The sequence below is a fragment of the Roseibium sp. RKSG952 genome (assembly GCF_009711355.1).
The window spans coordinates 20,684-35,876 of sequence record NZ_SMMF01000945.1 but is presented as its reverse complement, the minus strand read 5'-3'; the positions used below and the strand labels follow the sequence as shown (position 1 = coordinate 35,876).

The window sequence follows — 15,193 nt, the reverse complement described above, 5'->3', positions numbered from 1 at the left end:
CGACTTGCAAGCAAAATCGGGCGGAAATGATCAAATGTAAACTGGCACATTGGGGAAAAGACGTTTCAACGCCCACCTCAACCGGCATACGGCATCGTCCGGACGGCCTTGTGCCACTGTGACAAGAGGCAGGTTTGTCCCTTCAAGCTCAATCGCACCTATGCAGTCTTCCGGCAGGCGTTCAATCCGGTCAATCGCCGCGAGCTTCATAACAATATGCACCATCGATGCCGGTTCGAAAGCTGTTTCAACAATTCCGAAGCCCCGTAATTCCAACAATCCGGCAAGTTGATCCGGAACACGCGCAATCAGACTGCCTGACCGGGCAGTCAACTCGACCCGGTCATCGGCGACAAGGGCTGCAAAATGGCCTTTTGATCCGGCCAAGCCAATCATGTGTTCACTCAGCGCCGATTTTCCTGCCCCGGACGGTCCGAGGATCAGAACACCAAGGGTGCCAATGACAACACAATTGGCGTGTTGCGTCTGCCGGGTCATCTGTCGGCGCCTGCCGGCAAAGTGATGACAAACCGGGCCCCGGCAATCCGCTCCTCCCCGGTCGTACGATCCACCTCGAGGCGGTTCTTTGCACTGATATGCCCCTTGTGGGCCTCAATGATCTGCCGGGAGATCGACAACCCAAGACCGGAATTGTTCCCAAACCCTTCGCCTTCCGGCCGGTCGGTATAAAACCGCTCAAAGATACGGTCAGGATTCTCGGCGCGAATGCCGCGGCCGTCATCATCGACGGTGATCTGCGCCATTTTGCCCTGCCGGCTCAAACCGATGCGAACCGCGCCATCTTCAGGCGAAAAGGACCTTGCATTGTCGATCAGGTTGCTGATCACCTGACCAAGGCGGATATCGTGTCCGAGAACCTCATATGGTTTGGCACCGGGCGCATTCGAGACCGTCAGCAGAACGTCGGCCAGATCCTCTCCGCCACGCTGGTTCGCGGCATCGGCAATCGCGCGCAAAAGAACCGCGAGGTCGACCGGCTCAGCCTGCGCACGTGCAAGCTCGGCGTCCAGACGCGATGCATCCGAAATATCGGTAATCAACCGGTCGAGCCGCCGGACATCATGCTGGATAATATCGAGCAAACGATCCCGCGAACTATCCGTTTTGGCCAAAGGCAGGGTCTCAACGGCGCTGCGCAAGGATGTCAGCGGATTTTTCAATTCATGCGCCACATCGGCGGCAAATTGTTCGATTGCGTCGATCTTGTTGTAAAGCGCGTTGGTCATGTCGCGGAAGGCCCGCGCCAAGTGACCGATCTCGTCCTGCCGATCAGAAAATTCCGGGATTTCCTCGCGGGTGTTGGACCCCTTGCGCACACGTTCTGCAGCCGCAGCCAGGCGGCGGATCGGCCCTGCGATGGTGCCTGCAAGCAATATCGACAGAAGTATGGTCACTGTCGCCGCGACCAAAAAGACCCGCATGATCGCGATCCGTTCGGCACGGACGATCGCATCAATGTCGCCACCTTGTGTCGACAGCAACAAGGAACCGAGGACAGCCCGGAACCGCTGGATCGGCACAGCTACGGAGACAATCAGCTCGCCGCGCGGGGTCACGCGGGTGAACGTCGCAGGGGCACCCGAAAGAGCGGCCTCCACTTCGGGATAAACCCGCCCGTCTCCACCGCCCGCCTCCTGATAAACCGGCAAGTCCCCCTGACGAAACCACAACTTCAAGCGTTGCCAGACGGTATCGACCAATCCTGGTTCGTCCGCTGTTGGCGGCGGCAAGTCGAACTTCAAAATCTGCGGACCGGAATAAAGATGCCGGGAATCGAGGATCAGGGTTCCTTCGGGATCATAGATCCGGGCACGGGTTTTCGTTGGTGAAATCAGGCGCCTGAGCACCGGACCAACACGCTCCGGATTGATTGGAAAGTCGAGACTGTCCAGATCGTCGACACTCGGCGTGAGACTCTCGCCCGCCTGAAGTTCGAGCAATCGTTCCGGATCGACGGTGATGGCTCCCGTGTCGACCGTTGCCGAGGCGGCAATCGCCCCCGCAATAATCTCGCCTTGGGTCAGCAGGCTTTGTACCCGGGCATCAATAAGCCCCGCCCTAAACTGGTTCAGATAGAGAATCCCGATCACCAGCGCGATCAGACCGATCAGGTTGATCAGCAAAATCCGCCGCGTGAGCGACGACAGGACATAGGTTCCGAAAATCTGCCCAAGATGACCGAACAACCGGCGGCGCATCCGTTTGCTTCGCAGACGGCGCAATTGCCCTTTGTCCGGGGCCCCAAAAGCCTTCCGGGACTGAACTCCGCCGGGTTTGTCCGTATCAGCCGTCATGAACGGGGGTTTCAGACCTCTTTGAACCGATAACCAACACCATATAGCGTTTCAATCATGTCAAAGTCGTCGTCAACCACCTTGAACTTTTTCCGAAGGCGCTTGATGTGGCTGTCGATCGTCCGGTCATCGACATAAACCTGATCGTCATAGGCGGCGTCCATCAGGGCGTTCCGGCTCTTGACGACACCAGGACGTTGCGCAAGGGCAGACAAGATCAGAAACTCGGTCACCGTCAAGGTCACCGGCCTGTTGTTCCAGGTGCAGGTATGACGTTCCTGGTCCATCACAAGCTGCCCGCGTTCCAGCAACTTGTCGCCGTCCTCACGCGGTGCCGTCGCATCTCGCGGTGCGACCCGCCGCAGGACGGCGCGCACTCTCTCCACCAGAAGACGCTGAGAGAATGGCTTCCGGATAAAATCGTCGGCCCCCATCTTGAGACCAAACAGTTCGTCGATCTCGTCATCCTTGGATGTCAGAAAGATCACGGGCAAGTCGGAAGACTGGCGCAGCCGGCGCAATAGTTCCATACCGTCCATACGCGGCATTTTGATATCAAAAATTGCGAGTTGGGGCGGATCGGTCTCCAGTCCGTCAAGCGCCGAAGTACCGTCCGTATAGGTCTGGACGCGATAGCCTTCGGATTCGAGAGCGATCGAGACAGACGTCAGGATGTTGCGGTCATCATCTACCAGCGCGATTGTCGGCATGCTGTGTCATTTCCATTTTTTAAGTCGAACGAAGTCAGTTCCGTTTCATCTTGAACATAGCGGCGCAAGTCTTGGAACTTTCATGACGCGCTGCTCGGCCTTTGGCACTCCAAATGCGCAGAAATTAAGGCGGACTCTGCGTATATAGCATGTAGCATCGCAAATTAAACCAATATGCCAGCAAAACAATTGCGGCGTCGCACTAAGTCTTTCTTTACGTAATATCGCAAATGACAGGCTTCACCGGCCACGCAACCTAACCGGCTTCCGGCCTCTGAGAGACACGTCGTGATGCGGATGAAAACCGCACCGGGCATTTTCGCACCCCCATTTACGGATTTCGTTTTTTTCCTTTCTTTCGAAAGAACTCAAAAAACGAAACTTTGCGAAACCAAAATATTTATCTTCATCATGCGCAAAAATAAAAGATGGCAAAAGACTATCATTAAATCGATTTAACAGCCCAACCTATCCTTTCGCAGCCTTGTTGACCATGACGACTTCCCATAGGTTCGCAAGCCTCCCCACCGGCCATTGCAAATCCATATTTTTTCTCGGCGGGGATAGATTATCAATGCATAAGGACATGCGAGATCATGCTAGAAGTCGGTGTCAGGAATCCCTCCAACGGCGTTGAAACCTTCGGCCTGAGCGGGTTGAACGCCGTTTACTGGAACCAGAGTGAACCTGCCCTTTACGAATATTCGATCTCGCGCGGCGAAAGCCGGGTTGCCGCCGGTGGTGCCTTGGTTGCCGATACCGGCGTGCACACGGGACGCTCTCCGAAAGACAAGTTTGTCGTGCGTGATGCCCAGACAGACGGCACGGTCTGGTGGGACAACAACGCTGAAATGTCGCAGGAGCACTTCGAAGTCCTGCTTGCCGACTTCAAGGCCCACGCAAAGGGACTGGATCTGTTTGTCCAGGATCTGTATGGCGGCGCAGATCCGGAGCACCGGCTGAACGTTCGGGTCTTCAACGAATATGCCTGGCACAATCTGTTCATCCGCAACATGTTGCTGCGGCCGCAGGCGGCGGAGCTTGAAGGTTTCGTGCCTGAAATGACGATCATCGACCTTCCGAGCTTCAAGGCCGACCCGGCTCGACACGGCTGCCGCAGCGAGACGGTCATTGCCTGCGATTTCAGCCGCAAGATCGTTTTGATTGGCGGAACGTCCTATGCGGGCGAGATGAAGAAATCCGTCTTTACCTTCCTGAACTACCTGTTGCCGCAAAAGGGTGTCATGTCGATGCATTGTTCGGCAAATGTCGGCAATGAGGGGGATACGGCGGTGTTCTTCGGCCTTTCGGGAACCGGCAAGACAACACTCTCCGCAGATCCGCAGAGGACCCTGGTCGGAGACGACGAACACGGCTGGAGCAAGACCGGCGTGTTCAACTTCGAAGGCGGCTGCTACGCCAAAACCATCAAGCTGTCAGCCGAGGCCGAGCCGGAAATCTACTCGACCACCCAACGTTTCGGCACTGTTCTTGAAAATGTTGTGCTCGACGACAACCGGGTTCCGGACTTCAACGACGGCTCCAAGACGGAAAACACCCGCGCCGCCTATCCGATCCACTTCATCTCCAATGCCAGCAGCACCGGCCGCGCACCGGTCCCCAAAACAATCATCATGCTGACAGCCGATGCGTTTGGCGTCATGCCTCCGATCGCCAGACTGACCCCGGCCCAGGCGATGTATCATTTCCTCTCGGGCTACACCGCAAAGGTCGCCGGCACGGAAAAGGGCGTCACCGAACCGCAGGCGACCTTCTCGACCTGTTTCGGTGCCCCATTCATTCCACGGCACCCATCGGAATACGGCAATCTCCTGCGCGACCTGATTGCCGAGTATGATGTCGACTGCTGGCTCGTGAACACCGGCTGGACCGGCGGCGCCTACGGAACCGGATCACGCATGCCGATCAAGGCGACACGCGCCCTGCTTCACGGCGCTCTGGACGGGACCTTGCAGGACGCCTCTTTCCGGACCGACACGAATTTCGGGTTCGAAGTGCCTCTGGAAGTGCCCGGCGTCGATGCCAGGATCCTGACGCCCCGGGAAACCTGGGCCGACAAGGAAGCCTATGACGTACAGGCCCACAAGCTCGTCCAGATGTTCATCGACAATTTCGAAAAGTTCGAAGACCATGTCGATGGCGCCGTTCGTGAAGCGGCTCTGGGGATTTTGACCGCAGCGGAATAAGCCGGACCACGGAACACACCTCCATTGAAAAGGCGCTGCGCTTGCAGCGCCTTTTTGCGTTCGGGCATCACGAGATTTGCGCTTTAAGATTGGTTGTTCCACCGCCTATACTCGGGCCAACCGGGAGCGCGTCATGAGTGAACAACCCTTTCCTTCCAATCTTGATATACTGGCGACCGCAGAAAGCTGGGCGAAGGCCGGGCGGGCGATTGCACTGGCAACGGTGACCGAAACCTGGGGCTCCGCACCACGGCCGGTCGGGTCTCATCTTGTCATTGATCAGGACGGCAACTTCGAAGGCTCGGTTTCAGGAGGCTGCGTCGAGGGCGCTGTTGTGGCCGAAGCGGTCGACGTCATCGCCAGCGGACACCCTACGACCCTGGAATTTGGCGTCGCCGATGAAACCGCCTGGCGGGTCGGCCTGTCCTGTGGAGGCCGCATCCGTGTCTATGTCGAGCCGGTCACGAACTGAGGAACTTTTTTACCCATGCCCACGTTGGAAACCCTGATTGCCTTTACGGCTGCGACAGCCTTGTTTGCCTATATGCCCGGTCCGGCCCTGCTTTACACGGCTGCACAAACACTTGCGCGGGGCCGCGCGGCCGGGTTTGCGGCGGCGTTCGGCATCCATGTTGGTTGTTATGCCCATGTGCTTGCAGCCACTTTCGGGCTTTCGGCCATTTTCTCGACCGTCCCGGCGCTTTATCTTGCTCTGAAACTGGCGGGCGGTGCGTATCTGGTCTTCCTCGGCATCCAGATGATCCGAACGCGCATGGCAGGCGGCACACCTGATGTTTCGATGCCCGCAAAGTCCGGCAGACGCGCCTTTATCGACAGTGTTCTGGTCGAAGTGCTCAATCCCAAAGTCGCCGTGTTCTTTATTGCCTTCCTGCCGCAATTCGTCTCAGCAGAGGCCACCTTGCCCATCTGGGCACAATTCCTGATCCTCGGCACCATCGTGAACTTCGCTTTCACATCTGCCGATATTTTTACGGTTCTGTTTGCATCAGCCGTGAAAAAACGCATCGGTGGCAGCTCAAGGTGGCAGGATATCACCCGGTGGCTTGGCGGAAGCCTTCTGGTGGGCCTCGGATTGAAACTCGCAACAGACAAGGCCTGAACCGTGGACCTTCACCTGCTTTCGAAACTCAACGCAGAGCGAGCTGCCCGGCGCGCTGCGATCCTGATCACCGAAATGGAGAGCGGCCGGCAACGTCTTGTGGGACAGGGCGATGCCATCGCCAGCGACCCGTTGGGCGGGGAGCTGGAACAACGTTTCCGCTCGGGCAAATCCGGGATGGTTGAAACCGATGGCGGCCCTGTTTTCCTCACGGTCAATGTCCCTCCCCCCCGCGTCGTCGTGATCGGTGCTGTCCATATCTCGCAAGCTCTGGTACCCATGGCGCAGCTGGCGGGATTCGACATCACGGTGATCGATCCCCGCACCGCCTTTGCGACCGAAGACCGGTTCCCTGCAGACACGCTTCTTGCCGAGTGGCCGCAAGACGCCTTGAACAGGGTTCAGCTGGATGCCTATACGGCGCTTGCAGCGGTGACACATGATCCGAAGATTGACGATCTGCCGCTGCAACGCGCGCTCGAAGCCGGGTGTTTCTACGTTGGTGCTCTCGGAAGCCGGAAAACACATGGCAAACGCCTCGAAAGGCTGGCCCGGGCAGGTGTCGGCGAGACGGCACTTGCCCGCCTCGACGCGCCGATCGGCCTCGACATCGGAGCGGCCAGCCCGGCGGAAATCGCCGTCGCCGTCCTTGGAGCCATCATCAAGGCCCTGCGCAAAGGTTCGGAGTAGTCATCAATGAGATTCGGCCCCATCCCGGTCGTTGAAGCCGAAGGATGTGTTCTGGCGCATTCCACCCGATTGAATGGCGAGACCTTCAAGAAGGGCCGGATTCTCTCCAGTGACGATATAGCCGCTCTTGAAGGCTGCGGTCTCGAGACTGTCAGCGTCGCAAGACTGGAAATCGGCGATGTTCTGGAAGACCAGGCCGCCACACGCCTGGCAGCAGCTGCCGCGAACACCGGGTTGAGACCGGATCCTGCCTTTACCGGGCGTGTCAATCTCTTTGCCGCGCATGCCGGGGTTTTCACCGCGGACGCCGAGGCGATCAACTCCGCCAATCGCATTGATCCGTCTCTGACAATCGCGACCCTTCCAGACTATTCGAGCGTAGAAAAAGGGCGGATGGTGGCAACGGCCAAGATCATTCCCTTTGCTGTTCACGAGGAAGACCTGAAAGCCGCGGAAAAAGCCGTGCACCGGTCCTTGACCCTCCATCCATTCAAAGCCCACCGTGTCGGATTGGTCGCAACCAGGCTGGAACATCTGAAGATTGCCACCATGGACAAGACCCGCCGCGTGCTGGAGGACCGTCTCCGGCCGAGCGGAAGCACGATCATCTCCGAAAATCGCACTGCCCACGAGGTCACCGCGGTCGCAGATGCGATTCGGCAACAGCTCTCTCTCGGCGCCGAACTTCTGGCCCTGTTCGGCGCATCCGCCGTGGTTGACCGCGATGACATCTTGCCCTCCGCGATCGAGAAGGCGGGCGGAACCTTGCTTCACTTCGGAATGCCGGTTGACCCGGGGAACCTGTTGCTGCTGGGGTCCGTCGATGGCAAACCGGTGATCGGAGCGCCCGGCTGCGCCCGCAGCCCGAAAGAAAACGGATTTGACTGGGTGCTGGACCGTTTGCTTGCCGGCCTGACCATAGCACCGGAAGACATCACCGGGATGGGGATCGGAGGGCTATTGATGGAGATCACTTCGCGGCCGCAACCGCGCGCGCCCAAACCGGCCCGGCAAAGCCCGAAGATCGCAGCCGTCATTTTGGCGGCAGGCAAATCCCGGCGCATGGGAGGCCCGAACAAGCTTCTTGCAACGCTCGACGGCAAGTCCCTGATCCGGCGGGTCGCTGAAGCGGTAGGCGAAACGGGCTTTGCGCAAAGGATCCTCGTGACCGGGCATATGGCCGAGGCAATAGAGCAAGAAACCGCCGACTTGGGCATTGCCCCCGTCTTCAACCCGGACTTTGAAGAAGGCATGGCAAGTTCCATCCGCAAAGGGATAGCAGAACTTGATGACTCAATTGATGCGGTCATGATCCTGCTCGGCGACATGCCGGGAATCGATGCCAAGGTGATGGACAGGATCATCAACACCTACCGTTCGTCGGCAACGGCAAAGATCGTCCTTGCAGCCGCGGGAGGCAAACGCGGCAACCCGGTCCTGTGGGACAAAACATTTTTTGGTGACCTGTCAAATCTGGTGGGCGACATCGGGGCCCGTCACCTGATAGGTGCGAACCCGGACGTTCTGGAACAGATCGAGATCGGAGATCCGGCCCGGCAAGATCTCGATACCCCGGAAGCCCTTCAGGCAGCGGGAGGAAAGCTTCCCGTGTGATTAACCCGGTCGCTTCTGCTTACAGCAGTGGCCGGGATAGATCTGCTTTGCTATGCGTTATACGCAATTCTCCCATGTTAGCTATTCTATTGCAATTTTATGACGGGGCTACTATTTACCTTGAGCGCTCGCAAATGAGCACCTGACGGGTGGGGTCTGTTGACCTGGGCGCGAGCAAAATCCGTTTTAACCAAGGCTGTTCGGATCCTCTCCTCCCGAGGATGGTCGAGCGCTTTCGCCGTAGGCGAGTTTAAAAAGGTAGGAAAAATGAGCGATCTGAGCCTCCCGCGTCCGGGCCGTTGCAAATGGGCTGAAGGCGAGTCCGGCAACTACACATTCCCTTGCGCCAACCGCGTTGAACCGGGCGTATCCTATTGCACAGACCATGCTGCAATTGTTTACATCCCGCCGGAAGAGCGCCGCCGCAACCGCTCGGGCGGCGGCATGAGCCTGTCCTTCAAGCGGGCAGCATAAGTTTCAAGCTGCTTGAAAATAAAAGCAGAATTGTGCGGGCCCCGAGGGGTACAAGCACATACTTGAGAACCCGGCCTTTGGCCGGGTTTTATTTTTTAGCCATCCAATCCGGTTTGGCGTCTGTGTACGATCGGCCGAACTACCGATCTGCCCCACCGATCCTGAACACACAAAAATCGCCGATACCGGCAAGACAGCAGACCAAATTGGTTGCGGGCCACAGCAGGGCTTTACGCTGCACCAACAAAAAACGCGGCCAGTGGCCGCGTTCAAGAATTCTGTTCGGGAAAGCCCTGAAGATCAGGCGGATTTCAAAGCTTCGGCCACTTCGCGAAGTTGGGTCAGATGCTCTTCCGCCCGCTGCCTGGTTTCATCGTCACGCGCATCCGCCACATCTTCTTCAGCATCCTTGATGTGCTGATTGAGAATGTCGGCATTGATCTCGGTGACAGGTGTCGCCTGTTCGGCAAGAACCGTCAGACCCGCTTCCGTCACATCGGCAAAACCGCCGCGAACGAAATACTCGTCAAGTCCATCGCCGTTCTTGCGCACCTTGAGAATGCCCGGCTTGATCGTCGACATGAAGGCCGCATGGTTCTTCATGACGCCAAATTCGCCCTCGGTGCCGGGAACGATGACTTCCAGAACCTGTTCGGAGAGGAGCTGGCGCTCCGGAGAGACCAACTCAAACTGGAAAAGTTCAGCCATTTGGCGTCTTCCTTGTCAGTCCTGTTGTTGTGATGGCCACAATCAGCCACCAGAAAAAGCCAGCCGGACACCGCACACAGCGGCATCCGGCAAGACAAGCTTATCAGGCAGCTTCAGCAGCCAGCTTCTGAGCCTTCGCGATTGCTTCGTCGATGGAACCAACCATGTAGAACGCAGCTTCCGGCAGATGGTCGTATTCACCGTCCACCAGACCCTTGAAGCCCTTGATGGTGTCTTCCAGGGAAACCAGCTTGCCCGGAGACCCGGTGAAGACCTCAGCCACGAAGAACGGCTGCGACAGGAAGCGTTCGATCTTACGCGCACGGGCAACGGTGAGCTTGTCTTCTTCGGACAGCTCATCCATGCCGAGGATGGCGATGATGTCCTGAAGCGCCTTGTAGCGCTGCAGCGTCCCCTGAACGGCACGGGCCGTTTCGTAGTGCTCTTCACCGATGATGCGCGCATCCAGCATGCGGGACGTGGAGTCCAGCGGATCCACAGCCGGGTAAATACCCTTTTCCGCGATGGAGCGGTTCAAAACGGTCGTGGCGTCCAAGTGGGCGAAGGTCGAAGCCGGCGCCGGGTCGGTCAAGTCATCGGCCGGGACGTAAACGGCCTGAACGGACGTGATCGAACCCTTGGTCGTTGTAGTGATGCGCTCCTGCATGGCACCCATGTCGGTTGCCAGCGTCGGCTGATATCCCACGGCCGAAGGAATACGGCCAAGAAGCGCGGAGACCTCGGAACCGGCCTGGGTGAAGCGGAAGATGTTGTCCACAAAGAACAGCACGTCCTGACCCTGATCGCGGAAGTGTTCTGCAACCGTCAGACCGGTCAATGCAACACGTGCACGTGCCCCGGGAGGCTCGTTCATCTGGCCGTAGACAAGGGCTGACTTGGAGCCTTCGCCGCCGCCTTCCTTGTTCACGCCGGATTCGATCATTTCCCAGTAAAGGTCGTTGCCTTCACGGGTCCGCTCGCCAACACCGGCAAACACGGAGTAACCGCCGTGCGCTTTCGCGACGTTGTTGATCAGCTCCATGATCAGAACGGTCTTGCCGACGCCTGCGCCGCCGAATAGGCCGATCTTGCCACCCTTTGCATAAGGCGCCAGAAGGTCAACGACCTTGATGCCCGTCACAAGGATTTCAGCATCGGTGGACTGCTCGATGAACTCCGGCGCTTCCTGGTGAATGCCACGCTTGGCTTCGTGCTTGATCTCGCCTGCTTCGTCAACAGGTTCACCAATCACGTTCATGATGCGGCCCAAGGTGCCTTCACCAACCGGCACCATGATGGCGGACCCGGTGTCGACGACTTCCTGACCACGCACCAGACCTTCGGTGGAATCCATCGCGATGGTGCGAACAGTGTTTTCGCCGAGATGCTGAGCCACCTCGAGAACCAGGCGGTTGCCCTGGTTTTCTGCTTCAAGAGCGTTCAGGATCAACGGCAGGTGGTCATCGAACTTGACGTCGACAACGGCGCCGATGACCTGGGTGACCCGTCCGACTACTTTGTCAGCCATATCCCTAATCCTCGTCTCGATCCCGTCAGAGCGCTTCCGCGCCCGAGATAATTTCAATCAGTTCCGTCGTAATCTGAGCCTGACGCTGGCGGTTGTAGCTGATCGTCAACTTGTCGATCATGTCGCCTGCGTTGCGCGTCGCGTTGTCCATTGCGGACATGCGCGCGCCCTGCTCGGAGGCCGCATTTTCAAGCAGCGCCCGGAAGATCTGAACGGAGATGTTGCGCGGCAGAAGATCGGCAAGGATCTCTGCTTCGCCCGGCTCGTATTCGTAAACCGTATCGTCCTCGGTGTTCTCGTCGACTTCCGGCAGCACAACCGGGATCAACTGCTGCGCAGTCGGCTCCTGGGCGATCACCGATTTGAAGTGCGAATAGAACAACGTACAGACGTCGAACTCGCCGGCTTCATACATGGCCAAGACCTTGCGCCCGACTTCATCCGCATTGGCGAACTGGACGTTCTTGACGCCGCGCAGCTCGACGGTTTCGATCACATATTGGCCAAGGTCGCGCTTGATAGCGTCGAAGCCTTTTTTGCCGACACAGATAATCTTGACCGTCTTGCCCTGCGCAATCAGGCTGCGGGCATGTTCACGCCCGCGCTTGGCAATATTGGTGTTGAAGCCACCGCAGAGACCGCGTTCTGCCGTCGCAATGATCAGAAGATGCGTCTGATCATTGCCGGTTCCCGCCATCAGCTTCGGCGCGTCGTCGCGGCCCTCAAAGGCCACAGCGAGGTTGGCCAGCACCTCACCCATGCGATGCGCATAGGGCCGGGCGGCTTCCGCAGCTTCCTGAGCACGACGCAGCTTCGCCGCGGCCACCATCTGCATGGCCTTGGTGATTTTCTGCGTCGCCTTCACGGAGGCAATGCGGTTTCGTAAGTCCTTCAGGCTCGGCATGGCCGCCCCTGCTCCTTATCCCGGCGTGAAGTCTTATGCGAAGTTCTTGGTGAAGCTGTCGAGAGCTGTTTTCAGCTTGCCCGTCAGTTCGTCATCAAGAGCCTTCTTTTCCCAGATGGCATCCATGAGATCCGCATGCTCACCCCGGAAATACAGAAGCAGAGCTTCTTCGTATTCGCGGACCCGGTCGACCGGCAGCTTGTCGAGATAGCCGTTCACGCCGGCAAAGATCACAACAACCTGCTCCTGGGTCTTCAGCGGCGAAAACTGCGGCTGCTTCAGGAGTTCGGTCAGACGCGCACCCCGGTTCAAAAGACGCTGGGTGGTCGCATCCAGATCGGAGCCGAACTGGGCAAAAGCCGCCATTTCGCGGTACTGCGCCAGCTCACCCTTAATCGGGCCTGCAACCTGCTTCATCGCCTTGATCTGGGCCGAAGAACCCACGCGGGACACCGACAGACCGACGTTCACGGCCGGACGGATACCCTGATAGAACAGATCGGTTTCAAGGAAGATCTGACCGTCAGTGATCGAGATCACGTTGGTCGGAATAAACGCGGACACGTCGTTGCCCTGGGTTTCAATGACCGGAAGTGCGGTCAGGGAGCCCTTGCCGTTTTCTTCGTTGAGCTTCGCAGCGCGCTCCAGAAGACGGGAGTGCAGGTAGAAAACGTCGCCCGGGAAAGCTTCACGTCCCGGCGGACGGCGGAGCAGCAGGGACATCTGACGATAGGCAACAGCCTGCTTGGTCAGATCGTCATAGCCGATCACGGCATGCATGGAGTTGTCGCGGAAGAACTCACCCATCGCGCAGCCGGCAAATGGTGCCAGGAACTGCAGCGGAGCCGCATCGGAAGCGGTCGCGGCAACAACGATCGAATACTCGAGAGCACCAGCGTCTTCCAGCGTCTTCACGAACTGGGCAACGGTGGAACGCTTCTGACCCACGGCAACGTAGATGCAGTAAAGCTTGACATCTTCGTCGTCGGAAGCGTGCAAAGGCTTCTGGTTCAGGAAGGTGTCGAGAATGATAGCGGTCTTGCCGGTCTGACGGTCACCAATGACCAGCTCGCGCTGACCACGGCCAACCGGGATCAGGGCGTCAATCGCCTTCAGACCCGTCGACATCGGCTCATGCACGGACTTGCGCGGCAAAATGCCAGGCGCCTTGACGTCCACACGGCGCTTTTCGGTCGCCTCGATCGGGCCCTTGCCGTCGAGCGGATTGCCGAGCGGATCAACGACGCGGCCGAGAAGACCCTTACCAACCGGAACTTCCACGATGGCACCGGTCCGCTTGACCGTATCGCCTTCCTTGATGTCACGGTCGGAGCCGAAGATAACAACACCGACGTTGTCGGATTCCAGGTTCAGGGCCATGCCCTTGATACCACCCGGGAATTCGACCATCTCACCGGCCTGGACCTTGTCCAGACCGTACACACGAGCAATACCGTCACCGACGGACAGCACCTGACCGACTTCAGAGACCTCGGCTTCCTGGCCGAAGTTCTTGATCTGGTCCTTGAGGATAGCGGAAATTTCCGCGGCCCGAATATCCATCAGCCGACCTCTTTCATCGCGAACTTAAGTGAGTTGAGTTTGGTACGCAGCGATGTGTCGACCATGCGCGAGCCGAGCTTGACGACGAGGCCGCCGATCAGCGCAGGATCCACTTTCGCTGTGATTTTTACGGTTTTGCCGGAGGATGCGGACAACGCGTCCTTCAGGGCAGCGGCATGCGCGTCGGACAGCGGGGAAGCCGAGGTCACTTCAGCCGTGACTTCACCGCGCTTTTCAGCCAACAGCATCTTGAATGCCGTAATCATGCCGGGGAGAACGAAGAGGCGCCGGTTCTGGGCGGCCAGCTTCACGAAATTTGCAGCGAGGCCAGAGATGCCCGCCTTGTCGAGCAGTGCAGCAAGGGCAGCAACCTGCTCTTCAGCACTGAAAGCGGGGCTTTTCACGAGACGGTCGAGATCTGCGCTTTCATTGAGGAAACCCTCAATCTTGCCAAGATCCCGCTCCACGTCTGCCGTCACGCCTTGCTCCTCGGATAGATCGAGAAGAGCGGAGGCATATCGTTTTGCCACGCCGGATACGAGAGATACGTTGTCAGTCACCAGGTCCGAGCTCTCTGACGCATTTCAAGCCCCGCAAAGCCGGAACGGCCGCAAGGCATTGAAAAATTGATTTTATTCAGGGTCAGAAGGTATGACGGTTAAACCGCTCCCCCAAAGCCGCGCCTCAATTAGCACAGGGTTTTCAAGCTTGCAACTTCACCGGAGGCCTGTTCTTGCCGTTTTGGCGCGGTTTTTAACGGGAGAGGCACAAAACATCGCCAAATCAATAGCGTAAGACTACGGCCGTATTTAGCCGTATTCATTGATAGAAACCCTGGGAGACGCTTCAAAGCAGTGGAACACCAGCGCTCCCTGTCAAAAATGCTAAGATTCTTCGGATCAGACGGTAGCCGTAACGGCGTGCTTCTCCAGCATGGGTTCAAATCCGCCGAAGATCATGCGCTTCATGCTGAATACTTCGTCTGCGTTCGGCATGGCTGCCTCCCAGCGGGGATCGTCCTGCATCTTGCTCATGCAGGCGTCGGCAGTCGATTTGTCTGGCCAGATAATCCAGGAGAGCACGACCGTTTCGTCCTCTTCCTTTTTGACCGCCATCGGAAAGGATGTGACTTCGCCATCGGGAACATCGTCGCCCCAGGCCTCACAGGAACTGAGCGCACCGTATTCTGCAAACAGCTCCCACGATTTTTCAGCTATTTGCCGGTACTCTTCCTTCCTGGCCGTTTTCACCGGCGCCAGAAAACCTTGGACATATGCCATCGTCATTCCTCTTGACGAGAACTCTTTCAAAAGCTTGCCACAGGGTTGTGTTGTTATCAACGCAATTGACCGAATTGAAC

General features: G+C 57.9%; 15 protein-coding genes. 6 read left to right on the top strand and 9 right to left on the bottom strand.

Annotation, left to right across the window (positions count from 1 at the left end; genetic code table 11):
* Nucleotides 1–30: 30 nt before the first annotated feature.
* Genes E1297_RS30170 through E1297_RS30160 form a run of 3 tightly spaced genes read right to left on the bottom strand, consistent with a single transcriptional unit; the run spans nt 31 to nt 3,025 of the window.
* Complete coding sequence (locus E1297_RS30170; RefSeq protein WP_155144698.1) at nt 31–498, bottom strand: HPr kinase/phosphorylase; 468 nt, start codon at nt 496–498, stop codon at nt 31–33.
* On the bottom strand, nt 495–2,315 hold the full coding sequence (locus E1297_RS30165) for a stimulus-sensing domain-containing protein (RefSeq protein WP_155144697.1): 1,821 nt from the start codon (nt 2,313–2,315) through the stop codon (nt 495–497). Before E1297_RS30165 ends, E1297_RS30170 begins: the two co-directional genes overlap by 4 nt.
* An 11-nt stretch (nt 2,316–2,326) precedes the next feature.
* A complete protein-coding gene (locus tag E1297_RS30160; protein WP_155144696.1) occupies nt 2,327–3,025 on the bottom strand; it encodes a response regulator transcription factor in 699 nt (232 codons plus the stop codon).
* A gap of 596 nt (nt 3,026–3,621) precedes the next feature.
* On the opposite strand from E1297_RS30160, the gene E1297_RS30155 reads away from it, so the two are divergent.
* The 6 genes from E1297_RS30155 (at nt 3,622) to E1297_RS30130 (ending at nt 9,130) form a co-directional block, all read left to right on the top strand.
* Nucleotides 3,622–5,232: a phosphoenolpyruvate carboxykinase gene (locus E1297_RS30155; protein WP_155144695.1), complete on the top strand. Its 1,611-nt coding sequence runs from the start codon at nt 3,622–3,624 to the stop codon at nt 5,230–5,232.
* Nucleotides 5,233–5,365: 133 nt separating this feature from the next.
* Entirely contained in the window at nt 5,366–5,704 is a 339-nt protein-coding gene (locus tag E1297_RS30150; protein ID WP_155144694.1) for an XdhC family protein, read from the top strand.
* A 15-nt stretch (nt 5,705–5,719) separates the two neighbouring features.
* Entirely contained in the window at nt 5,720–6,352 is a 633-nt protein-coding gene (locus E1297_RS30145) for a LysE family translocator (protein ID WP_155144693.1), read from the top strand.
* Between the two features lie 3 nt (nt 6,353–6,355).
* Nucleotides 6,356–7,042, top strand: coding sequence for an XdhC family protein (locus E1297_RS30140; RefSeq protein WP_368669741.1), 687 nt, complete (start codon nt 6,356–6,358; stop codon nt 7,040–7,042).
* Between the two features lie 6 nt (nt 7,043–7,048).
* Nucleotides 7,049–8,656: an NTP transferase domain-containing protein gene (locus E1297_RS30135; protein WP_155144692.1), complete on the top strand. Its 1,608-nt coding sequence runs from the start codon at nt 7,049–7,051 to the stop codon at nt 8,654–8,656.
* A 267-nt stretch (nt 8,657–8,923) separates the two neighbouring features.
* On the top strand, nt 8,924–9,130 hold the full coding sequence (locus E1297_RS30130; RefSeq protein ID WP_155144691.1) for a hypothetical protein: 207 nt from the start codon (nt 8,924–8,926) through the stop codon (nt 9,128–9,130).
* Between the two features lie 300 nt (nt 9,131–9,430).
* Here the strand turns inward: E1297_RS30130 and E1297_RS30125 are convergent, their stop codons facing one another.
* From E1297_RS30125 to E1297_RS30100, 6 genes are all read right to left on the bottom strand, one after another.
* Nucleotides 9,431–9,838, bottom strand: a complete 408-nt coding sequence (locus tag E1297_RS30125) for a F0F1 ATP synthase subunit epsilon (protein ID WP_155144690.1) — start codon at nt 9,836–9,838, stop codon at nt 9,431–9,433.
* Between the two features lie 103 nt (nt 9,839–9,941).
* The gene (gene atpD, locus E1297_RS30120) at nt 9,942–11,366 is read right to left on the bottom strand and encodes a F0F1 ATP synthase subunit beta (RefSeq protein WP_155144689.1); all 1,425 of its coding nucleotides are present in this window, start codon (nt 11,364–11,366) and stop codon (nt 9,942–9,944) included.
* A 25-nt stretch (nt 11,367–11,391) separates the two neighbouring features.
* On the bottom strand, nt 11,392–12,270 hold the full coding sequence (locus tag E1297_RS30115; RefSeq protein WP_155144688.1) for a F0F1 ATP synthase subunit gamma: 879 nt from the start codon (nt 12,268–12,270) through the stop codon (nt 11,392–11,394).
* A gap of 33 nt (nt 12,271–12,303) precedes the next feature.
* Nucleotides 12,304–13,833, bottom strand: a complete 1,530-nt coding sequence (gene atpA, locus E1297_RS30110; protein ID WP_155144687.1) for a F0F1 ATP synthase subunit alpha — start codon at nt 13,831–13,833, stop codon at nt 12,304–12,306.
* On the bottom strand, nt 13,833–14,393 hold the full coding sequence (locus E1297_RS30105) for a F0F1 ATP synthase subunit delta (RefSeq protein ID WP_368669740.1): 561 nt from the start codon (nt 14,391–14,393) through the stop codon (nt 13,833–13,835). The genes atpA and E1297_RS30105 overlap by 1 nt, the downstream gene beginning before the upstream one ends.
* 339 nt (nt 14,394–14,732) lie before the next feature.
* Nucleotides 14,733–15,113 (bottom strand): DUF1428 domain-containing protein, encoded by a 381-nt coding sequence (locus E1297_RS30100; RefSeq protein ID WP_155144685.1) that lies wholly within the window; start codon nt 15,111–15,113, stop codon nt 14,733–14,735.
* Nucleotides 15,114–15,193: the final 80 nt, after the last annotated feature.